Here is a 26075-nt window from a genome sequence, read left to right on the forward strand (position 1 = left end):
ATTTTCTCTATTTATGCGTTCGCCCAAGCAACATATTCCGATATGCTATTGCGCTTTGCTTTAGTGTGCGTATTTGAGTGTTGTAATCCACATAAACAATACCAAAACGCTTTTTATAGCCTTCAGCCCATTCAAAGTTATCCATCAAACTCCAAGCAAAATAGCCTCGTACATCAACACCCGAAGCAATTGCTTGTTCTATTGCAGCTAAGTGTGTTTGTATGTAATCAACTCTGTCCTGATCGTCAACTTTGCCTTCGAGCAGTTTATCCTTCATTGCAGCGCCATTTTCAGTGATCATCACCTCGGGTAACTGATAACGGTCATTAAGGTCCGTCAATAACTTATAGAGGCCATCTGGATAAATTTCCCACCCCATATCTGTCAAAGGCACATCGTGAGGTGGCTTGAGCTTAAAACCATCGACGTCACAGTGCTGGTATATAGCACGGCTATAATAATTGACTCCAATATAATCAACTGGATGACAAATTACACTCAGGTCGCCGGGCTCAATAATCGGTTTGTGTGCATCGGGCATATCATCAATTAAATCTGGATAACGACCTTCGAGCAAGGGTCTGATATACCAATGGTTAAAGTGATCATCCGCTAATCCTGCCGCTGTAATATCCTGCTCGCTGGTACTGGCAGCGTAACACGGGCTAAAGTTAAGGACGATCCCATTTTTACTGTTTGGACTGTTCTTTTCTAACACCTGCATGGCTAATCCATGGGCTAGTAGTAAATGATGTGCAGCCTGCTTACCAAATTGCTTGCTTTTCAAGCCCGGCGCGTGAATGCCGGTTTCATAACCCAAATACGCACTACACCAAGGTTCGTTAAGTGTCGCGTATGAATGCACCCTGCCTGAAAATGCACGTGAAACGACATCAACATAATTGGCAAATGCCAGTGCTGTCTCTCTGTTTAACCACCCTCCTTGGTCCTCAAGATACTGCGGCAAATCCCAGTGATAGAGTGTTACAAATGCTTTTATGTTTAGTTCATTTAATTTATCTAACAAAGTTACATAAAACTTAAGTCCCAGCTCATTGATACTACCATCTTGGTTTAACACTCGACCCCAAGCAACTGAGAATCTATATGCGTCCACTCCTAGCTCGGCTATCATTTTTACATCCTGGTGCCAAAGCTTAATGTGCTCACAAGCAATATCCCCGTTGGATCCATCCGATATGTTCCCTTCACCCTCGCAAAACTTATCCCAAATCGTTTCGAGTCTTGCTTCGCGCGCGCCTTCTATTTGAAAAGAAGATGTTGCGACTCCAAAGATAAATTGTGGGTTATTTAACGGTGAATCGCTCTTAAGTCTCAGTGATGTCATTAGTTATGCTCTTTGCTTATTGTGGTGTTGCCGGCGCTCTTAGCAGTATCAACGCTTGATAAAAAATACTTGCGTGTTGCTTTACGAGATGATTATGCTATAAATGAAAGCGCTTACATTTTAAATAAACGTTAATTGCAAACCAGCAATAGGTCAAGTTGTTTAATTATTTAATAATGTAACTAACTAATATAAAAACACTTTAATTTAACTGAGGTAATAACATGGCAGGTTCACCCACGGCATTGCCACCTACAGGTCAAGCCGAACACGCACCCAACACAAATCATATGTTTGCTTTAAGTGCTCTTACTACACTGTTTTTTATGTGGGGCTTTATTACCTGCTTGAACGACATTCTGATTCCCTACTTAAAAGCCATGTTTTCGCTCAGCTACACGCAAGCAATGCTAATTCAGTTTTGCTTTTTTGGCGCATATTTCGTGGTGTCTCTGCCCGCGGGAAAACTGGTCAGCAGGCTTGGCTTTCAAAGAGGGATCGTCCTTGGTTTAGTCATCGCGGCGATTGGCTGCGCGCTATTCTACCCAGCTGCGGCGCTACGCCAGTATCATTTATTTTTAGGCGCACTATTCGTGCTTGCCAGCGGTATAACGATACTCCAAGTGTCAGCGAATCCTTTCGTGAGTATTCTTGGTGATGCCAAAACAGCATCATCTCGTTTGACCATGACCCAAGCGTTCAACTCTTTGGGCACCACAGTAGCTCCCGCCTTCGGAAGTATGCTTATTCTGTCTGCTGGTGTTGTATCCCAAGGTGAGCAAACGGATGCCAGCGGCGTACAGTTTTCTTATCTATTACTTTGTGCCATGCTCATCGTATTAGCTATTCTATTTTCTTTTTTAAAACTGCCTGTCATTGACCAGAAACATTCCTCGCATAGCGCAGAGGCAGAGACAACAACGTCAAATACCTTATTCTCTGTACTACACCATAAACATCTGACCTTAGGCGCAATTGCCTTATTTTTATATGTTGGTGGTGAAGTGGCTATTGGCAGTTTCCTAATAAACTATATTGGACTTGAAAATATTGCCGGCCTTGAAGAGGCGCATGCGGCGCATCTAATTACCTATTATTGGGGTGGAGCCATGGTTGGGCGTTTTATCGGTGCTGCTGTCATGCAAAAAGTAAACGCGGCACATGTACTCGTATTTAACGCATTCTCAGGTACTTTATTAGTGATGTTCGCCATCATGGGCGACGGAAAATTAGCGATGTGGTCGCTACTTCTAGTGGGATTGTGCAATTCAATCATGTTTCCTACCATTTTTAGCTTGGCGATTCAATCACTAAAATCGCAAACCGCGCAAGGTTCAGGTCTGCTCTGTCTGGCGATAGTTGGAGGCGCGATTGTGCCTTTGTTACAGGGCATGTTAGCAGATAGTATCGGGTTACAGGCGTCATTTATATTGCCAGCACTATGCTTTGTCTACATTGCCTTTTACGGCATGTTCGGAACTACACCTAAGAAATTCAAACGATTTGAGATGCAACCGGAAAAACTATGAAAAATAACGCTTCATTCATCACGTTAAGTATTGCACTGTTTGGTGCAGTTGGATGCGCACAAGATACGGAAGGTCAAGTCAAGGTCGATAAACAAATATGGCCTAAGATTGCGACTGTCGCGCCAAACGATCCGACAATCGAAGATAAAGTGTCAGCGCTCGTTAGCACGATGACGCTAGAACAAAAAGTTGCGCAAATGATTCAACCGGAGATCCGCGATGTCACAGTTGAAGATATGCGTCGTTATGGTTTTGGTTCCTACCTAAACGGTGGCGGTGCCTTTCCAAACAACGATAAACATGCAACACCAGCTGACTGGATAACGCTTGCAGAGCAAATGTATCAGGCCTCTATAGATGACAGCTTAGATGGCATCAGCATTCCTACTATGTGGGGCACGGATGCAGTTCATGGCCATAATAATGTGATCGGTGCGACATTGTTTCCCCACAACATCGGTTTAGGTGCCGCTAATAACCCAGAATTAATAGAACAAATCGCCGCCATCACCGCTAAAGAGGTAATGGTAACGGGCATAGACTGGGTATTTGCACCAACCGTAGCTGTAGTACGTGATGATCGCTGGGGAAGAAGCTACGAAGGTTATTCAGAGGACCCTGAGATTGTCGGTAAATATGCAGCAGCGATAGTGTCAGGTTTGCAAGGTCGCCCAGGTGACGAATTTTTGGCTGACAACCGCGTGATCAGCACAGTTAAACACTTTGTTGGAGATGGTGGCACCGTTGGTGGCGATGACCAAGGCAATAACATAGATTCTGAACAAGACTTATTTAAAATTCACGCGCAAGGCTACGTACAAGGGCTTAGTGCGGGAGCGCAGTCTGTGATGGCCTCTTTTAATAGCTGGCATGGTGAAAAAATTCACGGCAATAAATATCTTCTTACCGACGTGTTAAAAACCCAAATGGGATTTGACGGCTTTGTTGTTGGTGACTGGAATGGACATGGTCAAGTTAAGGGATGTTCAAATGAGAGTTGTAGTCAAAGTATTAATGCTGGTCTAGATATTTTCATGGTGCCAACCAAAGCTTGGAAACCTTTATTAGAAAATACCATCGCGCAAGTGAAAAGTGGCGAGATCAGTGAGCAACGCATCAACGATGCCGTTTCACGGATACTGCGCGTAAAATTCCGCGCAGGGTTGTTTGATAAGCCAAGCCCTGCTAACAGAGCCCTATCAGGTAAAACGGAACTTATCGGCCATCCTGAGCACCGAGCTGTCGCCCGCCAAGCGGTTCGCGAGTCACTTGTGTTACTCAAAAACAACAAACAGCTTCTCCCCTTGTCTCCTAACATTAATGTGTTGGTAGCTGGCGACGGTGCAGACAACATTGGCAAACAATCTGGTGGCTGGACCATTACTTGGCAGGGAACGGGCAACCGAAATGAAGACTTCCCTGGTGGGAGCTCTATTTACGAGGGTATCAATCAAGTTGTGTCCGCAAATGGTGGAAAGGCGATATTAAGCGTGGATGGCTCTTACCAAACCAAACCTGATGTTGCCATTGTCGTGTTTGGAGAAGAGCCTTACGCTGAAGGTAACGGCGACTTAGACAACTTAGATTATCAAAGAGGCGACGCTAAAGACCTCACGCTACTAAAAAGATTACGCGCACAAGGTATTCCTGTGGTGTCTGTGTTCATCACGGGCCGCCCTCTTTGGGTTAACCCTGAACTCAATGCGTCAGACGCTTTCGTTGTCGCTTGGCTGTTGGGTTCTGAAGGTAATGGTGTCGCTGATGTGTTATTTAGTAAAGCCAATGGCGAAGTTAACCATGATTTTAAAGGTAAGTTGTCATTTTCTTGGCCAGCTTCGCCCGATGATACGAACCTGAATATCAATGACCCTGAGTATGCTCCCCTGTTTGCATATGGTTATGGCCTGACATATCAAGACGATACACAGTTGGAAAATCTCAATGAGGATGCTTCTTCTCAATCACAGCTGCAGCAATCGTTGGCCGTAATGCAAGGAAGCGTAAAGAGTCCGTGGACGTTAAGTTTACACAGTGATGGTCAGGCAATTACTATGGATAGCAATACTGCGTCATTGAATAACCTAACCGTACGCACTACCGATCGTAATATTCAAGAAGATGCGCGTGAAATAGCGTTTAAAACAAGCAGTGTCGCAAAAGTACAAATAGGACACGCATTTCCTAACGACATGCGTCATTTCAATGCGCCTACGAGCACGTTAACTTTCGATATAAAGCTAAATAGCGACCTGCATACGAGCACCAAAGTAGGTATTAATTGTGATGCGGCATGTTCTCAAGGTGTTTCATTGGCTAATGTATTAAGTGCTAAAGATAAAGGAATGTGGAAGACTATTAGCATAGCCACCAACTGTTTTTTGCATGACACAGAAAATATGGCAAAAGTATATAGCCCCTTTGCAATTGCTAGCCAGGGCCCGGTAAGCCTTACGGTGTCAGATATTGCGTTCAACAAACACACTGATCACGATGAGTACTATAGCTGTAATAACTAATGTTTCATGTGTTACTTTCCCAAGGGCCTGATGGCCCTTTTTTATTATTTTTGAATAGTCGACCTATTAAATGCCAATGCGTGGTGATAGCTTCTTTATCAAAAAACCAGCAAATATTAAAGGCATAATGAATTACAGCCAATTACACCCAACCAATAAGCGCAATAAGCTTTCTAATATCCACCAGCAAATGCATGTAAATATTTTGATATATTAATTGCGTGTGAACAATTCCACACTAGGACGAGTTTAAACGGAATTATTTAATTCACAAAAACAAAATAATATAAATTTAATCAACAACATAATTTATGTATAATAATTTTCATTTCAGTGCCTTAATTGGGGTATTTATCTGGTCGGACCTCACTTTTAGTAAACATTAGTTAATAATGCGTTTCGAAATGTATATTTCATGTTTTTTATTAAAACTCTAACTAGGAAAACTTATGACTTATAATTTAAAAGGATGTGCATTAGCTTTGGGACTTGCATGTTCAGCAGCTTTGCCATTTTATTCAAACGCAGCTACTACAACTCTTACAAGCAGTGAACTCAATGATTTTCGTAGTGATTTGCATGACTACTTCGATGACTCAATTTACGCGGTCGCACAACTTCAAAATGGTCAAGAAACTATTAATCAGCTTGAACTCGCAAAAAGCATGATTAATCAGATGACACAACAGCAATTACGCGAAACTTATCAAGCCATGGAGCTAAACCCTAGTTTTTGGGAGCTACCCAATCATCTGAGTAAAGTTGCTCAGCTACAAAGGTCTATTGATAAGTTTGAATCGTCTCCAAAGTATAAGCAGTACACCGTGATGACTGCCAACACAGCATCTGAAGAAGCTAAAACATACGACGACTACAACGAAGCGCACTGTGACTTTTTCGAAGACCTTTTGGAAGAATTCCCATTCGCAGTGTTCGTATTACCGGACGAAGCCGTTATCGGTATTTTAAGTATTGCAGCCGATGGTGTTGCCAATGCTTTAAGCCCTAGCATAGTTACCGTTGCAGCTGGTAATGGCGGTGGTGTACCAAATCCATTAAAAATTGGTGCCGTTGCTGCCGCACAGTTACTTAAGCTACATTGGCAAACAATCAAATGGTATCGACAAGGTATCGCCGAATGTAAAGGCAAAATGCATCGTGATTACCTGTACGAAGTGGTCGGTTTACAGCAGTCAGATTATACCCCTAAAAAAGAGATCCAGCTAAGTACAGACTATATCGACAGAAGGTTAAAAGGCCGTGTGCACGAGTATTACTTCATGCTTCATGCAAAACTGGATGGTGAGCCTGTAAACATTGAGTTTGTATCAGCGAAGCTTAGCGATGAATCGCTTCCAATTGAGTTTAAAGAGCTTGTAGAAAAACGCACAGTATCGATGCGTCAATTGGGTGCAGGTATGTATGAGTTGAAGTTAACCTATGACGATCCTGGCTTCTTCCACCCTAGAAAAATGCAGCTTGTGGTTAAGCACTCTCGTCCATCTGCTAAAGAAGGCGAGACAGTAACTCACAAGGGTATTTCATTTACTAACGTAATGAACTAATCACAGTTATAGTTTATGGTATTTAAATAGTGATATGGCCTTTGCCATATCACTATTTTATCAGCATTTATAATGTAACTTCATGTAAACTTTTTAAGTGAGCCTCACTTATTACATTATATAAAATGATTATTAATAAAGAGCTTGGAGAGTTATATTTTCTAACAAAATCCAAGCCATTGTAGTAAATTAATATATAATAATTTTTACAAAACCAAAATTACCACTTATATAATTTACACTTTTGCTTAGATTTTAATGCGTAGCTAGATACTGTATATGACCCTATATCATTTTCTCTCACTGGGTCAAATGTAAAGCTTTCCATTGAAACATCCATAGTACCATTTGAGTCCAGCGTGTATGTAGTTTGAATTTTCGTGCTGGCTACTTCAAATAGACTCATAAACTCATTACCAATCAAATATTGGTCAATCACAATACCGTTGTTTTCATCAACCGCATAATGACCAAGATCGCTATCAATTGTAAGCAGGCTATAGTTCCTTACTTGCTGCGTCTCTCCCTCCCCGTAGGTAATGATCCAATCAGCTTTTTTCTTAGTTACATCATTAATCTCAAGTGCCATTGGGAAAGTGTAGAACACGCCTCTTTTAGGAGAGCTCAATTCACACTGGCCTTTAAAGTAGCCATTCCACTGCTCTGGTGCACCTTCATGTGGAACCGCCAAAGCCTTTACACTCGCTAACATAACCGGCGCAGCTATTAATAGTGGTAACTTATTTTTCATACATTACTCCTTTTTATAAATATCACAAAACATCAAATACACAACTTAAAACAGTTGGTATATATAATAAATACATAATTATTACCCTATTTGCAAACATTAAAATCAAGCATTATGATGTCGCCCGCTCAAAAATGAGCAGTCATTTTATAACAATTATTTTCGTGCTAAGTTTTTATAGCACTGTTAGGAAATCAAAAAATTGAACAAATTAAGTCCAATTAGTAAATCAGTTAAATTACTTTGTTTGGGAGCAACGCTTAGCGCGCCAACACATATCGCTGTCGCTCAAGATAATGCTGTTGAGAAGATTCAAGTTACAGGTTCTCGTATATTACGTGAAGGCACCATCGCTCCGAGCCCTGTATCTGTTGTTACTGGTGAAGAATTAGTCAACACTGGTGCACTTAATATCGGTGAAGCATTAAACAAAATGCCCAGTCTCAAGCCTACATATGGGATGCAAAACTCAGGACGTTATATTGGTACTTCAGGTCTAAATATTCTTGACCTGAGAGGCATGGGAACTGACCGCACATTGGTACTGGTTAATGGTAAACGTCACGTCTCTAGCAACGCAGGCACTGCGTCAGTTGACACGAATACAATCCCCACAGCTTGGGTAGAGCGCGTTGAAGTTATCACAGGGGGCGCATCAGCTGTATACGGCGCTGACGCGGTTACAGGTGTGGTAAACTTTATTCTTAAAGAAGATATTGATGGTTTTACTGCCTCAGCCACTCGTGGTGAAGCTCAGCACTCAGATTATGCCAACGACAAGCTGTCGATTTCTTTCGGTCGTGATTTTATGGATGGCCGTGGTAATTTTGGTATTTCATACGAATACGCTTCGCAAAACAGACTCAATGCACTAGATAATGAATTTACCAACGGTGCTTACCGAGAGCTAAGTAACCCTAATCAAGACGCATCAAACAAGGATGCCTTGGACAATCCAGACCGCCTGATGTTTGAAAACGCTGGGATCTTTGCAATCAATGAAGCTGGCGCTTATAAACTGGCTGGAAATTGGTATACATTTGATGAAAATGGTGCGACACGTCCAATTCAAATTGACGGTGTAGTCGACGGTATTGGCTGTTCGAATTGTGAATATGTAAACTTACGCAAGTTTACCGACGTTCAACCCGAGTTTGACCGACATATCGTTAACTTCAAAACTAATTATGAAATTAATGATGACACCTTGGTCTACTTTGAAGGTAAATATGCAAAGACCGAATCAGAAGATTGGGGACAGCCAAGCTTCTTTTATTTTGGTTCAGGGATTGAGATCACTCGAGATAACGCATTTTTAGATCCTACAACCGCCGCATTGATGGATAGAAATTCATTAGACTCAATTACCGTTAATCGTTTCAATACAGATATAGGGCGACGATTTGAGCTCAACACCCGTGAAACAACTCGATTTGTTGGCGGTATTAAAGGGCTAGTAGCACAGTACTGGGACTATGAAGTGTATGTTAACTCTGGTATTACCGAACTAGAACGTGCTAATCACAATAACTTGATAAAGCCAAACTTTAGAGCTGCAACAGATGCCATCAAAGACGCCCAAGGCAATATCATTTGTCGCGACGAAATTGCCAGAGCCAACGGCTGTGTTGCAATGGACATCATGGGTATTAATCGTCCAAGCCAAGCATCTATCGACTATGTCAACACAGTGTCTGTTGGCCATAGTAAAATTGAACAATTGAATGTCGGTGGAACGCTTGCTAATGCAGCAATATACGAGTTACCAGCTGGGCCGGTAGGCGTGGCATTTGGTTTGGAGTATCGAGAAGAAAAGAGCCGCACTAGTGAAGACGATAATGCCAAAAGTGGTGACACATTCTTCAATGCGCTTGGTGAAGATGTAGGTCAGTTCGAAGTCGCAGAAGTATTCGCTGAAACATCCCTGCCCTTGCTTGGTGATTTACCATTCGTTGATACCCTAACACTTGAAGTTGCCGCTCGTTACGCTGATTACAGCACCATTGGTGATGTGGTTAGTTGGAAAGCAGGACTGGATTGGCAGGTCAACGATGAGCTGAGAGTTCGCTCTACATTGTCTGAAGCGCTTCGTGCCCCTAATATTGGCGAACTATACGGTGCGCTTGGCGAAAACTTCTATAGTATTGACGACCCATGTCGCGTTAAGTACTTAAACGAAGTCACGGGTGATGCCAAAGCTAAACGAGTAGCTAACTGTGCAGCTTTAGGTGTACCTTCTGGCTTTGACAATCCTTACGATGAGTCTCGCATAAAAGGCACCTCTGGCGGTAACAGAGCGCTTAAAGGCGAAGAGTCAACGAGTTACACCATTGGTGCAGTATTCACCCCTACATACATTGATGGCTTAAGCATCACTGTAGACTATTGGAATATCCAGTTGGATGACGCGATTGACACAATACTTGCTCAACAGATTGTAGAGCGTTGTGTAGATGCAGACAGCATTAACAACCAGTATTGCGCCTTAATTACGCGTAACAACGAAGGTAAAATCACAGACCTAAGAGATATCGTTCTTAATATTGCGAGCCAACAAGCATCTGGTATTGATTTCGAAGTTAATTATGATATCAAGACGGATGTGGGTAATTTCAAAACGCGATTAATGGCAACTCGTCTAATTGAGCGTAAGAGCTTTCCTTTCCAAGAAGAAAGCCATACCTTTGAGGAATACGCTGGTGTAGACTCAGAGCCTGTTTGGCAAGGTACATTTGACTTAAACTATGACTTTGAAAGTTATTTCGCATCGTTGAGAGTTCGTTATCTTGAGAGAACAAATCGTTTTAGAGCCGATGAGTTAGCAAAGAATCCAAATTTCTCTAACTTTATGGCTTACCCATCTTATGTGGTTAGTGATATTACTGTAGGTTATCATTTTGATATGGGTGTCACCGTTAAATTCGGCATTGATAACGTATTTAATAAAGCACCAATAAAATACGTAACGGGAACGACTGACGCAAGTGGTTCATACGATAATATCGGCCGTTTCGGCTACGCACAGATCTCATATAAGTTCTAAGCGTATAACAAGTAAAAGGGCGAGCAAACTATTGCCCGCCCTTTTTAGTTTCCCCAAAGCATGGCCGATTTTGTGCTAGTTCCCTAATCTCGTTTGTATAGTGCTTCAATCGTTGCTGAGGCTAAACTGTTTGCATTGATCATATAACCCACTAGAGCTGAAGATGGATCCTCCGGCAATGATAACTTTTCAACAGATAAAGCATGAACAGTAAATTGGTAACGATGAACACCGTGGCCACTTGGAGGACAGGCACCACCGAAACTCTCAATCCCATAATCATTTTTAACTTGCAGTGCACCACTTGGTAGCTGTGCGCCCCCAGAAGCACCAATGCCCGCTTTTAACTCGCTAACATTAGCTGGTATGTTAATCACTTGCCAATGCCACCAGCCACTGCCAGTTGGCGCATCAGGGTCATATACTGTCAACGCAAAGCTTTTCGTTCCCTGGGGCGCATTAGACCAAGCCAACTGTGGTGAAAGATTCTTGCCTTCGCAACCAAACCCATTGAAGAGATGTGCTTTAGTCATATGTTTACCTTGTGCAATATCTGTACTTGATAGGTTCAGTGCATGACTAATAAAAGGAGACGTGAATAATGTTATAAGTGCTAGCGTAGAGAAGGTTTTCATATCGTGCTCTCTTAGTGTGATTTAATCTTAAACTTGTTTAATTTATTGTGCATTGAATGCTATGTAGGGAAAAGTTGTTGCTTAATCTCCTGTAGTACAGGAAGCACCGACAATACCAATAACAGCGCCATTGAGTAGTTAAACCATTGTCGGTAGTTTCGGTGAGTAAGGTATTTTTTCAGTACTGAACCAAACACTAGCCAAACACCAACGCATGGAAATGACACAAATAAAAACACCGCTGCGATTTGTATGTTTTGTTCCAAATTAACAGTTCCAACCGTGGTAAATGCAGCAATGGCCCCTGATGCCACAACCCAAGCCTTAGCGTTTACCCATTGATATAAAGCACCATTTAAAAAGGTCAGAGGTGAACTGTGTTGTTTAGCGCTGTAAGACGCCGCAGATTTTGCAATTAACACCGCCAAATATAGTAGATATGCCACACCTATTATTTTGATGCCTAAATGGAATTGCGGATAAAGCATGAACAACTGCATAAAACCAACACCCACCAAAAATAGCATTATGGTAAAGCCAATGCATATACCACAAAGTAACGGCAAGCTTTTTCTGATCCCAAAGTTAACGCCTGATGTCATTACCAAAACATTATTTGGCCCAGGTGTAACCGAAGATGATATAGCAAATAATAATACTGCGAACAAATACTCCATATAACCTACGCTCCCTTAAAATTCTTATTATCAGCTCATTGGGTTAACCATGTTTGGCGTGCTTTGCCATTTTCGCTGGTTTAATTCAATCACACGAGGCAAGTGGATCACTAAGCTTTGCGAGCCTATATAAAGCAGCCAATTTAACTCTCTAGCCAGCGGATAAAACCCCTGCCCATCATTACCAAATAACCACAGCACACCAATGAGACTATCTGCAATGGTCGCAAAAACCAAGCCTATTGCGCACAGCCAAATACGCAGCGGCGCAGACATACCGTATTTATACCAAAGTAATATACCGCTGGTTGCAATCAGTGAAATTAGTAAGCTATAAAAATACGACACCGAAACAACATACAGCTCTGCCTCGAGATTGACCATGCTGATGTAACTTAGCGTTGCAACACTGCATGATAACAAAGCTGCCAACAGCAAGCTCTTGTTGCTGTAATAGTGTTTTAAAACGTAAACCATAACCAACAGCAGCAATGCATAGCCCGGAGCAAAAAACGCCACTGAATCGAGTAAATAATCATGCTTTATGACATCGCTATGAGCAAAATATTGGTTGCCTAGATTGAAATTCACAACATCACCCAATATACACAATAGCAATGACGTACTACATCCTGTAGCCAACATACGACGCCAAGGCACGCTTTGCACAGCCCTCAAAATCAATAGACTGTTTAGCATCAATACACTGAGTGTCATAAATTCAAATAGCAAGATATAATGTTGTGTGTGGGCGTCGGTGACCGACCAAAAGCCAAGTAACGCGCCGCCAGAATCTATACCAGCAAACATCACTGCAATGACAGATAACTTTGTGAACTTATCTAACCGCAAAATAATCCTTATAAATCGTTTTAGCTAACGATAACGTTTTCTAATTTGGCTTAACTCTCTAGTGCTTAGCGCATGTAATTTTTGCTCCAGTAGCTGCGATTTATCAGCGCTATGCTGGGCGCTATAACCTATATACTGCGGCTCGATATGTAAAGGCTCATCAAATACGTATACCGGAAGTTGATGTTTTGCTACAACCTGCTTTGCCCAATATCTATCAACCAACAACGCTTCTACGTGGGATGTTTTTAGAATACTAAATAAGACTTTTGCGTCTTCATCTGACGCTTCGTAGTAAGAACGCCTAGCAATCTGAGCTTTGAGTTGCTGCAACTTGTCAAACACCTCCTGAGGATAGTCATACTCTTGGGCGAGTATCACCCTAAAAGTTGGAAGGTTTTGAGCGTCATTAATGGATTTTAAATTCTGATCTCGCGCGACTGCGAATGCCAGCTGCCATGAAGAAATCGAGTAGTTAACCATGTTCAGGTTATCTGACTCGTCTATATCTAAAATAAAGTCGTACTTACCCAGCTTTACTTGATCCTTACAACGCTTAAAGGGTAACTCTAAGAAGGTTAACACCACATCGCTGCCTTTAAATGCGGCCTTCAATATATCAATTTGCATACCTTTTACTTCACCACTTTCAGTGTAGTTGTAAGGCCACCACCTTGAAAAACAAAATCGCAGCTGTGCTATTTCGCTTTGAGTTGCATATGCAAACTGCGTAATGAATAAAACGATGAACACACAGAGTATTTTCATAACACGGGTTAAGCTAAGAATAAATTATTTAATTACTACTTAGCGTAACCCAAAGTGAACGTTGCGCAAATCAATATGCTCATTATAGTTAGCTTAACGCAATACAAATTATCATCAGCAGAGTTAACAGCAACCATAGTTTCACGTAGCGTGACTTTTCATATGCGTTGTCTAAACATTGTGATGGGTTATCTGGGTCGATAAAAATGAAGGTTGGTTCTTTTGCATTAAAAGAGTCATAAAGCGACTGTTTAAATGCGGTCTGACAACTGTATTTTCTGTCATCATAGGTAAATTCAACAAGTAAGCTTGATGCACCTAGCACCTCAATCGGTCCCGCTGTATGCTGTTTAACTTTCGTCAGCCCCTCTACCTGAACTTGACGCCAAAGCCTTTTCTTTTTACTCAGAGCTATCGCCAAAACAATTATGGCAATGCTCAAAGCCACCAATATCGACCACATAATCATTAGCTATTTAACCGATAAACTAACGATGCAGTAATTAAATCACTCAACGCCATACCTACCGATTTAAATACCGTTATTTCGTGACTCTGGCGCTGCCATGTCATGTTATGCATTTCACTGAGCTCAGCAACGACATTATTTGCATTGAACACGCCCTGTGCAATTGGGATCAGTAGTTCCCCAGCTTCTTTAAGCACATTCACTTTACTATCAACAAATACGGTCGCGCGCGTGATAGTCGCTATGTCGCATTCAGAACAATCAGCATGATGGTTGCCAATTAAATCCACATGAGCGCCCTCTTTTAACCAACTTCCGTCAAACAAAGGCACATGAGACCCCGTAGCACAGCTGACAATATCAGCACTGGCTATGGTTATTTCATTTGACTGTCCAATGACAAACTCAACGTCTGGACACTCGGCTCTGAGTCGCTCTATAAGCTTCGCAGCTTTGGTACTATTTCTTGCTATCACAGTCACTTTATTAAGATCTCTCACAGCTAGGTGCGCCTTAATCATATACGGTGCTAACTTACCTGTACCAAAAAACACCAAGTGCTTTGCGTCTCTACGAGACAGGTACTGACTGGCCAAAGCAGATACAGACGCAGTACGCCAAAGGGTAACACTGGTTCCGTCTATCAACGCAAGTGGCACACCATGACAACGTTCAAACAACATTATCTTTGAATACAAACTGTCATATCCTTCACTGGCGTTGTTTGGAAAGTATGTAAAAGCTTTTACTCCAATGAATTCATCGTTCCACGCTGGTAATACCGCAAACGCATCTGCTGAAGACTCAGCCAGTGGATAAACATGCCGTGGAGGAGTTCCTGCTGGTTTGGCAAAACCCTGCTGGAGTTCATTTATCACGCTTTTAAAACTAAGCGTTTGATGAACTTGATCAGATGAAATAACTCTCATAGATGTGGTCCTTACTTAACAAGGCAAAATAAACGATTTTGGTGCGTTGGTTAGGTATTCAAAACCTGTATCGGTCACTAAAATATCATCTTCGATACGCACGCCGCCTATATGAGGTAAATACACGCCAGGTTCTATGGTAATGACATTCGCAGCCGCAATGTATAATCCGTTTTGCTGTTAATAAAAGGCACTTCATGAAGAAATAGTCCCACTCCGTGACCTAAGCCTTTACCAGCATAATCTTGGTAACCCGCTGAAAACAATACTTGTTCAGAGCAACTATTCAGGTACTTGCAATCCACTCCGGCCTTAACTTCTCCAAGTGCTGCCTGTTGAGCACTTAACACCGTATCAAACATATGTTGTTGCTGCGTTGTTGGTTCACCAAATACATAAGTTCTTGTCATGTCAGACCGATAGCCGTTAACTACCGCGCCAAAATCAATCAATACTAAATCCTGATGATGAAGCTTAGTATCGCCAGGCTTACCGTGAGGTAAGGCGCTGCGTTTTGCGAACAGCAATATGGTCTCAAAGCTGACGCCGTCTGAGCCGAGCTTTTTCATTTTATAATCAAGCTCAGTGGCAAGCTCTTTTTCTGTCACACCAAGCGATACTTGCTTTAACACGTCAGCTAACGCAATATCCGCAATTGCTGCCGCCTTTCTAATGCAGTTTATTTCCCACTCATCTTTGCTGGCACGTTGCGCTTCAATTAGTCCTAGTACCGGAGAAATCTCTAGATGTGGTAATTGTGAGTGGATTTCCTGCCAAACGGGCACAGTTACATAAGCTGCATCAAACCCTGTTGCGCCAGTTGGTAATAGTTGCTTAATACATTCGCCAAGTGTTTGGTTGTCTCTATCACGGCAGATCACTTCACAGTGGTATGACTCTTCTTTTGCACGTTCAAAATATCGATAGTCAGTGATCAGGTAATTGTTGGCTGGGGTAATCAGTAAATAAGCTGCATTGCCACTGAACCCACTGAGGTAGCGAATATTTTCAAAACCAAAAACCAGTAGGTTATCAATTTGTTGAGCTTTAAGCTGTTGCTTGATCTGAAGTTGTCGACGTAGGTAGATAGCATTCATGGCGTTAATTGTTATTGCTCTAATTCTTGAGCAATAACATAACGCAAATTTAAATTGTATACAATATTAAATATTCAAAACCATATATGCTAATTATGATTTTGTTCCATCTTGATTAATAGCTGCTTGATATCATCTTTGGCACCAGTAATGTGCTTTTTCAAAAATGCACATGCTTGCTCAACATCTTTATTTTTACATAACTCAAGCAAGGTTCGGTGTTCCTCTGGTGCGGTGTTAATACCACCAGCTAGCAAAATATGCATACGTACGTAGCGCTCGGAGTTTTTACTATATACATCAACTAATTCAGCGGTTTGAGGACGCTGAGCTTTGCTGTACAGCTTGGCATGAAACTGAGCATTGAGTTTGCCGGTAGCAGATTCTGTGTCACCGGCTGCCGTCGCTTCTTCGAGATCAAAAAGTATTGCTTCTGCCTCTAATAAGTCTCTTGGTGTAAGATTTTCAATTGAATGGCTAAGTAATTCAGCTTCTAACAAGGCTCGCAAATCAAATATTTCATCAATTTGCTCCGCACTTAGCTGTGTCGCAGTTGCACCTTTGTGTGCCTCAAAATTCACAAGCCCTTCCGACTCTAATTGCAAAAGCGCTTCACGGACCGGAATACGACTGACATTGAGCTCATCGGCAAGTGCTGCTTGACGCAACGGTTCGCCCGCTTTGATTTCGCCAGATAAAATCTTTTCTCTGATTGCTTCAGCAACCAGTTGCGTACGTGTTTTATGCTCGATGGCCATAATGTTCTCTCAAATTGCATTTAGCATACATTATACATAGATTATTGATTATCGCCATATTTACAATGAGATCTTCACTACCACCTTACCTAAGTTCTCATTTTTGTGCAAAATTGCATGTGCCAACTCAATTTCTGAGAACGTCACTGTTTTAAAAATAGGAATATGCAGGACGTCTGTAAACAAACAGCTGGCAAACTGCTCTTTGAACGCTTTAACAAGTGCTCTTTTATAATCCTGGTCTCGATTACGTAACGTAGAACCATGTAAATTAAAGCGTTTTGCTAGAACGTGTGCCATGTCAAGCTCAACTGTACGCCCACCTAACATCGCAATGGTAATACAGTGGCAATCCATCGCTGCAACTTTGATGTTGTTGCTAATATATTCTCCAGCTACTGGGTCTATGATCACATTCGCAGTGATCCCGCCTGCTTTCATCACGGCTACAAAGTCATCTTGAGTGTAGTTAATTGCCAAGTCAGCGCCTAGTTGACGAGCATACTGACATTTTTCTTCACTACTTTGCGTTGTGACTACGTAAGCACCTAGCTGTTTTGCTAAGCGAATGGCCGCACTGCCAACCCCTGATGCGCCGCCATGTATGAGCAGTGTTTGCTCTTTGTGTAAACCACCAACCCTTATCGCTGCATCAAACGCTGTTAAGTAAACCTCGGCCAAGCTCGCGGCGGTTTCAAAACTCGCGCCATCTGGTATGTCAAATAACTGCTCAGCGTCTACGCAAACATATTCTGCATATGCGCCGCCCGCGGTAATCGCAAACACCCGCTTGCCGAGCAACGCCTGCCATTGCGAGTCACCGCATGCAACGACCGTTCCTGCCGCTTCTAATCCGAGGATCTCACTGTCACCTTTTGGAGCTGGGTATTTGCCTTGCTTTTGCAGCAAGTCAGCACGATTAACTCCAAAAGCAGCGACTTTGAGCAATACTTCATGTGTCTTAGGTGTCGGAATATGGGTTTGTGCTATGTGTAACCTTCCTGAGTCGTCATAGCTGATATAATTCATTTTTGCTTTATGTTGCTCTGTCACCATGTAGTGTGCTCCAACGTTTACAATTATTCATTCACCCATGATGCTACATTATAGCCACAGATAAACACTAGCCTTCGCGCTAAGCTAGTATGCTAAATACAATTTTTGTGTAATTGTTTTTCATTTGAGCGGTCTATTATTGCATACCCAAACTGGAATCATATTTATGTGTACGCCTTTATTAAAAGCTATGCTCTGCTTGGTGTTATTGTTCTCGACAACGACTAACGCCGTGGAAGTGCAATATACTAACTTGTCGAGTCTCAATGAAGCGCATCAACAAAAGGTAGAAAACTGGATTGATAACGGTCTAAAAAGCACCTTCAAAACGCTCGGAGTCTTGCAACAAAGCGTGTTACCCATTGAGCTACGTCCCAGATATTTTGCGTTTGAGCCCGTGCCATGGGCCAGTGTTAAACGTGGTAGATTTGATGGTATCGAACTACATTTTCATCGCTATGCAAGTGAGTCTTCTTTGATTAAAGACTGGACGCTTTATCACGAACTATCACACCTATATCACCCTTTGTTTGCTTATGAGCATTTTTGGCTTAGCGAAGGCCTCGCTACCTACTTGCAGAATATCATTATGTTAGACAATGGGATCATTAGTTACAACGAATTCAAAGAGCGACTAAGTGCGGGGCTCAACAGAGGTCGTCAACAGAGTTATTCTGTTAAAGGGCCACTTAGTGAGGTTGCCGATGATATGTGGCAGCTGGGAGCGCAACAGAGGGTATACTGGAGCGGTACCGCGTTTTTTATTGAAGCCGAACTAGCCCTGAAAGAGCAAACCGGCCCTTATACTTCAATTGCGCAACTGATAAAACAATATCAACAATGCTGTAAACACGCTAATCACACTGCAAAGCAGTTTTTGACAACTTTAGACAAGCTGTCAAAAAGCGCTATTTTTTCTAATCTTTTCAACACTTATGCTATGCGCAAAGACTTTCCCTTGATCACCCAAACGCAACTCAACATGCTGAGGTTTTAACCAATTCATCATGAAAATAGATGGTCACTGTGCGGCCATGCCCTGTGTCTTCACTATGATACTGCCACTGATACTGAGTGGTTAGTCTCTGGGTTAGTTCGAGTCCCAGACCAAAGCCTAACTCGTTACTGCTGTGCTGCATTGTTTTATCCGCATTGCTTATCGTCACTTGTCGCCCATTTTGAACAATGTCTACCACCCCTTCATTGGTATGCACAAAAGCATTTCTAATAATATTGCTCAATACAATCCTACATACGGTTTCGGGTAAGGCAAATGTGTCTTCATCGGTTTTAATGGCAACCTTAACAGCCTTGTCATTAAGCAAATACTTAAGCTGTGATATCAGCTCGTTGATGAGCTCAGCCAAAGATACCTGTGTGGTTGGTACTTTTTTCATCACATCACGATTAAGCCACAACAGCGTGTCCATAAGGGAGGCCATGGTTAACGCTGCGCGCTCTATTCTATTTACGCAAATAAGTAGTTTCTCTTTTGATAGGTCGCTTTCGAGCATTTTCTTTAGTAACTCAGCGTTACTGCGAGTTACAGCGATTGGTGTGCGTAACTCATGGCTTGAATACGCTAAAAATCGTTTCTCACGCTCAACACTTTGTTTAACGCTGCGCATGCTCTCGATAATCATTTTCGCCAATGTATTAAGCTCACTAAAGCGAAACTCAGGTACCGGTTGCTCTAACTTTGCTTCATCCAAGTGGCCAGCCCAGTTTTTTAAACGCTCGACAGGCCGCGTGACTTTTCTTAGCACCAACACTAGCACAATCACAAACCCCGCTATTGCAGCGATAGCGGTAGCGATGATAACCACAAAGTGGGGAACTTTTGGAGACTCTAATAGCGTCTCATCTTTGGAACTAAAAATAGTGGCAACATAAACGGTCTGCGTTTCATTTTGAACTTTCATGGCGAAATATCCTTCTACTGGAGGCGAAAACCACCCGCCTCCAACCATATATTTGTTCAACTCGTTAAATTCCATCTGAGATTCATTGATGTTTAGTTGTATTGGCTTTGGCATATCCTGCCATCGCGACGCAATAATATACTGCTGGTTTTGCTTTGTTTTGCCACTTGATATTTGCTTAATATTGTCAGCCAAGTCCACTTTACTAACATCAAACTGCTTTGCCTGTGCATACATAATGCCTCGCATCGCAACATCCATCCCCGTTGCAAAGTAATGCATGCTCAGAGCGGATAACAGCACAATACTGCTTATTCCAGTGAGCAGCATGGCGATTAACACGTAAATACGTAAACTGATCCTGATTTTCATCAACTGCCCATTTTCTTTATTGCAAAGCCTTTTCCACCAATGGTATGTACCAGCTTCACCCCGTGGTTTGCATCAACTTGCTTTCTAATATAGAACATATGTACCTTTAGGCTGTTGCTATCTGGGGGATCGTCGGCCCATATTGCCTCTATGATTCTCCTTCGCGAAACCACATTAGGACTCTCGCGCATCAACAATTCCAGTATTTTAGTGGCAATGGGTGATAAACTGAGCAGCTCGTCACCTCGATATGCTTCTTGACGCTTAACATCTAGGTGCAGATTTTCTACTGTTAAGCGCATAGCCTGACCACTTTTACGTTTGGCCAAAACTTTAGTTCTTACGACAAGTTCTTCCATGGCAAATGGTTTGATTAAGTAATCATCTGCGCCTTTTTCAAATCCTGTAAGCTTATCTTCTAAAGTATCTCGTGCGGTGAGCATAAGTACCGGTGTATCAACCCCTTTATGACGTATTTGCTCGCATACCTCTAAGCCATTAATTCTTGGGAGGTTCAAATCTAAGATGATCACCTCATAGTGATGTCTTTCAATTAAGTTGATAGCCAGTGCGCCATCGCTGGCATGATCGCAATAAACATCCTCTAAAGCGAAATAATCCACAATCGCAGCAGCAAGATCTCTATCATCTTCAACGAGTAAAACACTTAGCTGTGTATTATTCATGGTGTATACCTTTTGCTTGACCTGTGTTGCCAACAGTTACATGTTTTCGTTTTTTAAAAACCCCACCACTTCGCTTTTGATTTCTAAGTGCATTTTTTGTTTGTTCCAATATTAATAATAGAGTTGGCGTCAGAAATAATGTAATTAATGATGCGAATAAAATACCGTAACCCAATGCCGCCGCTGCGGGGATCAAAAACTGAGCCTGCAATGATGTTTCACTTAAAAGTGGAAATAAGCCCGCAAAAGTGGTGATTGAGGTCAGTAATATTGCGCGTAACCGAGAGTGTGCAGCCACGCTGACAGCTTCCTTAATTGATAATTCCCCTTCTTTTTTCAACTGGTTATAACGATTCACTAGCAATAAGCTGTCGTTTACAACCACGCCACTTAGCGCCAAGATACCATTAAGTGACAGTATGCTAAGTGTGAGACCGTTGATCCAATGCCCTAAGATAGCGCCAACCACGCCAAACGGGATAGCACTCATGATAACCAAGGGCTGTAAGTATGATTTCAACGGAATTGCGAGTAGTGCGAATATCGCCACCAGCGCAAGTACAAACATATGTACCATAGAACTGCCCGTTTCTTGTTGCTGCTGTGCCTCACCTGCAAATTCAAAACTCACATCAGGATAACGTGAAGTCAACTCTGCTAATGATGTGTCGCGCAGCTGCTTGATCAATTCATGTGGGGCGATGGTTGCTTTATCGAGTACGGCACTAATAAACACCGACCTTTGTCCATTGGTTCGTTTGATTTCGGCACTTTGATACTGACTTGTCACCTTGGCAACATCGCTTAACGGCATCCGCACGCCGCTGGGTGTGGTGATATAAGCTTTGAGGACATCAGCGAGTGTCTGTCTTTGCGTTTTTGGATAGCGCACTCGCACTTTGATCTCATCTTCACCACGCTGAAAACGTTGCACTATATCACCACCAAAGTTCTGTAATACTTGCTTAGATAGCTCAGCACTATCAAGGCCCAGTGCTCTACCGTAGTCAGTTAGTTCAAAGTAATATTGAGGCTCTCCTAAGTCTAGGTTATGGTCAACGCCGCTGACGCCCTGATGACTTTTCACCACTTCTAACAATTCATTGCCCGCACTGTTCAGCGCTTCACTATTTGATGACTTTAAAAGTACCTTAAAGTTATCAATCATCCCTCTTTTAGCGAGTACTTTGGTCTTTTTAACCCCTTCAAGCGTACCTGCTGACTGGCGCCACATCTGTGCAAATTCATACGCGCTGTAGCTGCTATTTTTGTCCAGCTCAACGGTCACAGTGCCTTGGGTATCGCTCTCAGCCAATACTTGTATACTGGTGATAAAACTGTCTTCGGTTTCGCTGCCTTGGTCATATTTCCTGCGCAGCATATTATCGCTATGAATCGCTAACTCTTCTAAAGCTAGTAAGTTTTTATGAGTTTGACCAAAGCTTGCATCATTATATAAAGTTATATCGGCACTAACCGTATCCCCCGGCACTTCGGGGAAAAATGCCACGCGTACTTGTCCAGTAAATGGTAATGAAATCACACCGATCATTAACGCGATAAATACTACGATTACTTTCGCTTTATGATTTAACGCGTAAGCTAAGCCTTTTTGATAAAGGTGTTCGTTAAAATAGTTAAGGCCGTTATCTGCACATGCACTGAGCTTTGCCCACCACCCCTGTGATTGTGCAGGTTTACGCGTATTAATGTGCGTTAGGTGCGAAGGGAGTATTAGCTTGGACTCAACAAGAGATAACAATAAAGCAATCGCAACAACCGTACCAAACTGTGCATATACCTGCCCTAAGCGACCTTGAACGTTACTCAAGGCCACAAATGCAACCACCGTGGTTAACACGCCAAAGATGGTCGCTGCGGCAACTTTTTGCGTGCCCAAAATGGTGTTTTCATGGGTATCGCCGTATTGCGCTCGAGTGTGATAGATGCTTTCACCAACGACTACCGCATCATCGACCACAATACCCAACGCCATAATAAAACCAAATGTAGTCATTTCGTTGAGCGTGAGGCCTGCGAAGCTCTCGGTCATAAAGAATAACGTACCACAGAACACAAATGGCAAACCCATAGCAACCCAGAGTGCCACTCTCACATTCAGAAAAAGTGCTAACACTATGAAGACCAGTGCGATTCCCGTAAGCGCGTTTTTAATCAGCAATGACAGACGTTCGGTGATCAAAGTACTTTTATCTAGCCAGCTTTCAATGTGGATGTTTTCGCTCAGCATGGCCGAATTTTGCCAATCACTGACAACCTCTTTAGCCTGCTCAACCATAGTGACCACGTCACCAAAGTCATCCATAACGATTTCTAGCGCCACCGCGGTTTTACCGTTGTAGCGCGATACAGCAAAACTGTCATCTTCAATAATGCGCGTAACAGTTGCAATGTCTTTCAATACAATAGCACCACCGGAGGCAAAGCTCTTTATAACGATTGACTCAAAGTCGCTCACATTAAACGCTTGATCAAGGACCTTAAGGCGAACCGATTTATCTTCGTGCCTTAGGCTCGTTCCGATCGCGTATGAAGATTCTTTGTTGATTGCCTCTGCAACTTGCTTGAGCGTTAAGCCGTAGGCTTGTAGTGTTTGCTCTTGGACTTCTACAGATATCATGGCTTGCATTTTGGCTTTGATCTGTACATCTTTGATATCGCTTTTTGCAAGCAACTGTGCTTTTAACTTAACGGCCCAATCGTTCAAGCTTTGCCTGTCGGCATCACCATACAGTTGCACCCACAAAACGTGATCCTGACGTTTAGCTTTGGTAATTACGGCAGGTTCCGCTCGCTGTGGCAAATTATTGATAGCATCGACCTGTGCTTTAACATCTTGATAAAGCGTGTCAATATCATAGCCGCTTTGCATTTCAATACTGACATGCGCACCACTGGCATTGGAGGTGGAGGTGATATTTTTTATACCCCCAACCGATTGCAGCGCATTTTCAACTTTTATAGCAACGCCCTGCTCAGCCTGCACCGGCTCACCGCTGTCATAAATCACTGACACCGATACCGTGTCAGGTTCAAGGCTCGGAAACGCCTCTTTGCGTAAGGTGTTAACCGATAAAAGACCAACGAGGATCACCGCTATAAATAGTAAATTGGCGGCGACCGAGTTTTGTGCAAACCAAGCGATGATACCTGATTGTTTGGTTAAATTGCTCATAAGAGCGCCTCATCAACCGCTTTGACCATCATGCCTTCAACAAAATGACTTAAAGGTCTTTTCACGATTTTTAACGGTTGTGTTGCCAGTGGCTTTACATACACCGATGAATCTTTTGAAAAGACTTTATTGGCACTTTGTTTATGCAGTTGACCTTGTTCGTCAACAAACCAAACATCTCCTGATTGCGATATGGCAGACGCAGGAAGTTTAAAGAGTTCGTCTTGTACACCTTGCAACGTGACTTTGACGAAGCTGCCCGCAAAAAGCGGCTCGTTGTGCGCAAGGGGCTGTTCAACAACAACGATAACCGAACGTTGACGCGTATTAGTATCAATGTGACTTTCAATGCGCGAAACATAACCACGCCATTGTGCTAAGTTATTGTTAGCCAACTCAACACCAACGGGCCAAAGATCTTTTTCTAACTCACCGTTAATTTTAACGTTTAGCTCTTGCCATTGACGCTCTGATAACGGGATTGAAATTTCTACCCGTTCGATATCGTATAACACTCCGATGCTGGTATTTGCACTTAAATAGCTACCAAGCTGAATGTCACGCGCGACGACGAGCGCATCAAAAGGCGCTTTGATGATCGTGTTATCAAGCGCCACTTGTGCTTTATTGAGGGCTTGCTGTGCGTAAGCAAGATTCGCTTTTGCCGCAGCTAACTGAGGTTTTCTAAGTACCAGTGGCGTTGCTTTTTGGCCGCCATCTTTACCCAATAACCACTCTTGATAGGCTACTTCACCTTGCCTTTTCTCTTGTGCTAATTCAAGTTCTGCCTGAGCTACTTGTGCCTGTGCTTGAGCCAGTTGTGCTTGGTAAGTGCTATCTTCAATCGTTGCTAAGATGTCGCCTTTTTTAAGTATTTGACCAGACGAAAATTTATCGCTCAAAGAAACCACTTTGCCACTGACGTCACTGGTGAGGTTTAATTTATAGCGAGGTGTGACTTCACCAAGCCCTGTTACGCTCGCCCGATAAGTATCGGCGTTAACACTAATAACGCCAACTTGCGGTAAGTTTGCTTGCTTAACTACAGTCTGCTGTATTATTTGCTGCATCGCTTCTGGCTTGTCTGTCACACTGTGCGCTTTGTTATAAATAAATACACATCCAAACGCCGTCACGCTCATCATGACACTTAGTAATTTAAACTTCATCATAACGCCCTAAACCCAAGTCAACATTAAATGATTGCTGTGTAAACATGCTGATTTAACCCCTATTCCGCTAATGCGATTGAAACCTAAGAAATGACAACTATTTGAATTGTTAAACATAATGCGCTTCTGTAAATCTGAATGCAGGCAGTTTAAACTTTGAGCGGTTAAGAGGGGGTTAAAACAAATTCCAGAGGGTTAATGCCAGCAAGGTACTGCCTTTGGAGTCTGGGTATTAGGTAAATTAGTCGCTGCCGCTTGCTTTGACTTTCGCTAATGATGTTGACCTTTTTGCACCTTTTTTGGAAGGCGTCGCTGGCTTTTCCAACCTACAGCTCACATTGTGCTGTGTTGCAAAAATCGCGTCTACGCTCAGCAACGCCATTCATTAGATTGCTATATCGCGAGGTGGTAGCCGCATTTCTGAGACAGCTATTTTGAATGATGTTTAAGAAGGATTTCTCGTTTTCTACGTGACAGGCTGCTGCAAGCGAACAGCCGACATTCAAAGTATTGACGTTAAAACTTTTATAAGCATTCAAGCTATTAATTTTCATACTATTTTTAATATGCGTTCTCGTTATGTAATTTTACTCATTCTCGATTAAGTAAATTCTCGGTTATAAAGTAGTCTAACCAATTGTAATTCCTTGTAGCTATGAGTAAGTTACTAAAATTCGATTATTAAAAGTCGTATTTTGAGAATTTTGGCAATTGACATATTGAGTGTTAACAGG

The 26075-nt window shown here is 42.4% G+C and carries 19 protein-coding genes and 1 pseudogene; 5 read left to right on the forward strand and 15 right to left on the reverse strand.

Annotation, left to right across the window (positions count from 1 at the left end):
• Window positions 1–7: 7 nt before the first annotated feature.
• Complete coding sequence (locus C2M32_RS10025) at window positions 8–1348, reverse strand: GH1 family beta-glucosidase (protein ID WP_105168302.1); 1341 nt, start codon at window positions 1346–1348, stop codon at window positions 8–10.
• A gap of 224 nt (window positions 1349–1572) precedes the next feature.
• Between C2M32_RS10025 and C2M32_RS10030 the strand changes: the two genes are divergently transcribed.
• From C2M32_RS10030 to C2M32_RS10040, 3 genes are all read left to right on the forward strand, one after another.
• Entirely contained in the window at window positions 1573–2877 is a 1305-nt protein-coding gene (locus C2M32_RS10030; RefSeq protein ID WP_105168303.1) for a sugar MFS transporter, read from the forward strand.
• Window positions 2874–5393, forward strand: coding sequence for a glycoside hydrolase family 3 protein (locus C2M32_RS10035; RefSeq protein ID WP_105168304.1), 2520 nt, complete (start codon window positions 2874–2876; stop codon window positions 5391–5393). The genes C2M32_RS10030 and C2M32_RS10035 overlap by 4 nt, the downstream gene beginning before the upstream one ends.
• Window positions 5394–5842: 449 nt before the next feature.
• Window positions 5843–6958, forward strand: coding sequence for a hypothetical protein (locus tag C2M32_RS10040; protein ID WP_105168305.1), 1116 nt, complete (start codon window positions 5843–5845; stop codon window positions 6956–6958).
• Between the two features lie 220 nt (window positions 6959–7178).
• On the opposite strand, the gene C2M32_RS10045 is transcribed toward C2M32_RS10040, so the two are convergent.
• Window positions 7179–7709: a hypothetical protein gene (locus C2M32_RS10045; RefSeq protein ID WP_105168306.1), complete on the reverse strand. Its 531-nt coding sequence runs from the start codon at window positions 7707–7709 to the stop codon at window positions 7179–7181.
• A gap of 202 nt (window positions 7710–7911) precedes the next feature.
• Between C2M32_RS10045 and C2M32_RS10050 the strand changes: the two genes are divergently transcribed.
• A complete protein-coding gene (locus C2M32_RS10050) occupies window positions 7912–10752 on the forward strand; it encodes a TonB-dependent receptor domain-containing protein (protein WP_105168307.1) in 2841 nt (946 codons plus the stop codon).
• An 83-nt stretch (window positions 10753–10835) separates the two neighbouring features.
• On the opposite strand, the gene C2M32_RS10055 is transcribed toward C2M32_RS10050, so the two are convergent.
• From C2M32_RS10055 to C2M32_RS10095, 9 genes and pseudogenes are all read right to left on the reverse strand, one after another.
• Window positions 10836–11387, reverse strand: coding sequence for a YbhB/YbcL family Raf kinase inhibitor-like protein (locus C2M32_RS10055; RefSeq protein ID WP_105168308.1), 552 nt, complete (start codon window positions 11385–11387; stop codon window positions 10836–10838).
• A gap of 59 nt (window positions 11388–11446) precedes the next feature.
• Window positions 11447–12064, reverse strand: coding sequence for a LysE family translocator (locus tag C2M32_RS10060; protein WP_105168309.1), 618 nt, complete (start codon window positions 12062–12064; stop codon window positions 11447–11449).
• 30 nt (window positions 12065–12094) lie between these two features.
• Window positions 12095–12916, reverse strand: coding sequence for a hypothetical protein (locus C2M32_RS10065; protein WP_105168310.1), 822 nt, complete (start codon window positions 12914–12916; stop codon window positions 12095–12097).
• 24 nt (window positions 12917–12940) lie between these two features.
• Complete coding sequence (locus tag C2M32_RS10070; RefSeq protein ID WP_105168311.1) at window positions 12941–13684, reverse strand: transporter substrate-binding domain-containing protein; 744 nt, start codon at window positions 13682–13684, stop codon at window positions 12941–12943.
• 88 nt (window positions 13685–13772) lie between these two features.
• Window positions 13773–14147: a hypothetical protein gene (locus C2M32_RS10075; RefSeq protein ID WP_158678196.1), complete on the reverse strand. Its 375-nt coding sequence runs from the start codon at window positions 14145–14147 to the stop codon at window positions 13773–13775.
• Window positions 14148–14152: 5 nt separating this feature from the next.
• On the reverse strand, window positions 14153–15082 hold the full coding sequence (locus C2M32_RS10080) for an ornithine cyclodeaminase family protein (protein WP_105168313.1): 930 nt from the start codon (window positions 15080–15082) through the stop codon (window positions 14153–14155).
• A 129-nt stretch (window positions 15083–15211) separates the two neighbouring features.
• A pseudogene (locus C2M32_RS10085) lies at window positions 15212–16179 on the reverse strand (M24 family metallopeptidase); the annotation flags it as partial.
• Window positions 16180–16268: 89 nt separating this feature from the next.
• On the reverse strand, window positions 16269–16937 hold the full coding sequence (locus C2M32_RS10090; protein WP_105168314.1) for a GntR family transcriptional regulator: 669 nt from the start codon (window positions 16935–16937) through the stop codon (window positions 16269–16271).
• Window positions 16938–16997: 60 nt separating this feature from the next.
• Window positions 16998–17966: an NAD(P)H-quinone oxidoreductase gene (locus tag C2M32_RS10095; protein WP_105169271.1), complete on the reverse strand. Its 969-nt coding sequence runs from the start codon at window positions 17964–17966 to the stop codon at window positions 16998–17000.
• 193 nt (window positions 17967–18159) lie between these two features.
• On the opposite strand from C2M32_RS10095, the gene C2M32_RS10100 reads away from it, so the two are divergent.
• Entirely contained in the window at window positions 18160–18990 is an 831-nt protein-coding gene (locus C2M32_RS10100) for a M61 family metallopeptidase (protein WP_199886146.1), read from the forward strand.
• Here C2M32_RS10100 and C2M32_RS10105 read toward each other — a convergent pair.
• From C2M32_RS10105 to C2M32_RS10120, 4 genes are read right to left on the reverse strand one after another with little or no spacing between them, the layout of a single operon-like run.
• The gene (locus C2M32_RS10105) at window positions 18971–20287 is read right to left on the reverse strand and encodes a sensor histidine kinase (RefSeq protein WP_105168315.1); all 1317 of its coding nucleotides are present in this window, start codon (window positions 20285–20287) and stop codon (window positions 18971–18973) included. The two genes, C2M32_RS10100 and C2M32_RS10105, sit on opposite strands and share 20 nt — an antisense overlap.
• The gene (locus C2M32_RS10110) at window positions 20287–20973 is read right to left on the reverse strand and encodes a response regulator transcription factor (protein ID WP_105168316.1); all 687 of its coding nucleotides are present in this window, start codon (window positions 20971–20973) and stop codon (window positions 20287–20289) included. The genes C2M32_RS10105 and C2M32_RS10110 overlap by 1 nt, the downstream gene beginning before the upstream one ends.
• Entirely contained in the window at window positions 20966–24169 is a 3204-nt protein-coding gene (locus tag C2M32_RS10115; protein ID WP_105168317.1) for an efflux RND transporter permease subunit, read from the reverse strand. The genes C2M32_RS10110 and C2M32_RS10115 overlap by 8 nt, the downstream gene beginning before the upstream one ends.
• Window positions 24166–25338 (reverse strand): efflux RND transporter periplasmic adaptor subunit, encoded by a 1173-nt coding sequence (locus tag C2M32_RS10120; protein WP_158678197.1) that lies wholly within the window; start codon window positions 25336–25338, stop codon window positions 24166–24168. Before C2M32_RS10120 ends, C2M32_RS10115 begins: the two co-directional genes overlap by 4 nt.
• Between the last annotated feature and the right edge of the window lie 737 nt (window positions 25339–26075).

This window comes from Pseudoalteromonas sp. T1lg23B (genome assembly GCF_002964665.1).
Taxonomy (GTDB): domain Bacteria; phylum Pseudomonadota; class Gammaproteobacteria; order Enterobacterales; family Alteromonadaceae; genus Pseudoalteromonas.

Coding starts and splice junctions, on each gene's coding strand:
- C2M32_RS10025 (WP_105168302.1), bottom strand. CDS start 1,348: ATGACATCACTGAGACTTAAGAGCGATTCACCGTTAAATAACCCACAA.
- C2M32_RS10030 (WP_105168303.1), top strand. CDS start 1,573: ATGGCAGGTTCACCCACGGCATTGCCACCTACAGGTCAAGCCGAACAC.
- C2M32_RS10035 (WP_105168304.1), top strand. CDS start 2,874: ATGAAAAATAACGCTTCATTCATCACGTTAAGTATTGCACTGTTTGGT.
- C2M32_RS10040 (WP_105168305.1), top strand. CDS start 5,843: ATGACTTATAATTTAAAAGGATGTGCATTAGCTTTGGGACTTGCATGT.
- C2M32_RS10045 (WP_105168306.1), bottom strand. CDS start 7,709: ATGAAAAATAAGTTACCACTATTAATAGCTGCGCCGGTTATGTTAGCG.
- C2M32_RS10055 (WP_105168308.1), bottom strand. CDS start 11,387: ATGAAAACCTTCTCTACGCTAGCACTTATAACATTATTCACGTCTCCT.
- C2M32_RS10060 (WP_105168309.1), bottom strand. CDS start 12,064: ATGGAGTATTTGTTCGCAGTATTATTATTTGCTATATCATCTTCGGTT.
- C2M32_RS10070 (WP_105168311.1), bottom strand. CDS start 13,684: ATGAAAATACTCTGTGTGTTCATCGTTTTATTCATTACGCAGTTTGCA.
- C2M32_RS10075 (WP_158678196.1), bottom strand. CDS start 14,147: ATGTGGTCGATATTGGTGGCTTTGAGCATTGCCATAATTGTTTTGGCG.
- C2M32_RS10080 (WP_105168313.1), bottom strand. CDS start 15,082: ATGAGAGTTATTTCATCTGATCAAGTTCATCAAACGCTTAGTTTTAAA.
- C2M32_RS10090 (WP_105168314.1), bottom strand. CDS start 16,937: ATGGCCATCGAGCATAAAACACGTACGCAACTGGTTGCTGAAGCAATC.
- C2M32_RS10095 (WP_105169271.1), bottom strand. CDS start 17,966: ATGAATTATATCAGCTATGACGACTCAGGAAGGTTACACATAGCACAA.
- C2M32_RS10100 (WP_199886146.1), top strand. CDS start 18,160: ATGTGTACGCCTTTATTAAAAGCTATGCTCTGCTTGGTGTTATTGTTC.
- C2M32_RS10105 (WP_105168315.1), bottom strand. CDS start 20,287: ATGAAAATCAGGATCAGTTTACGTATTTACGTGTTAATCGCCATGCTG.
- C2M32_RS10110 (WP_105168316.1), bottom strand. CDS start 20,973: ATGAATAATACACAGCTAAGTGTTTTACTCGTTGAAGATGATAGAGAT.
- C2M32_RS10115 (WP_105168317.1), bottom strand. CDS start 24,169: ATGAGCAATTTAACCAAACAATCAGGTATCATCGCTTGGTTTGCACAA.
- C2M32_RS10120 (WP_158678197.1), bottom strand. CDS start 25,338: ATGAAGTTTAAATTACTAAGTGTCATGATGAGCGTGACGGCGTTTGGA.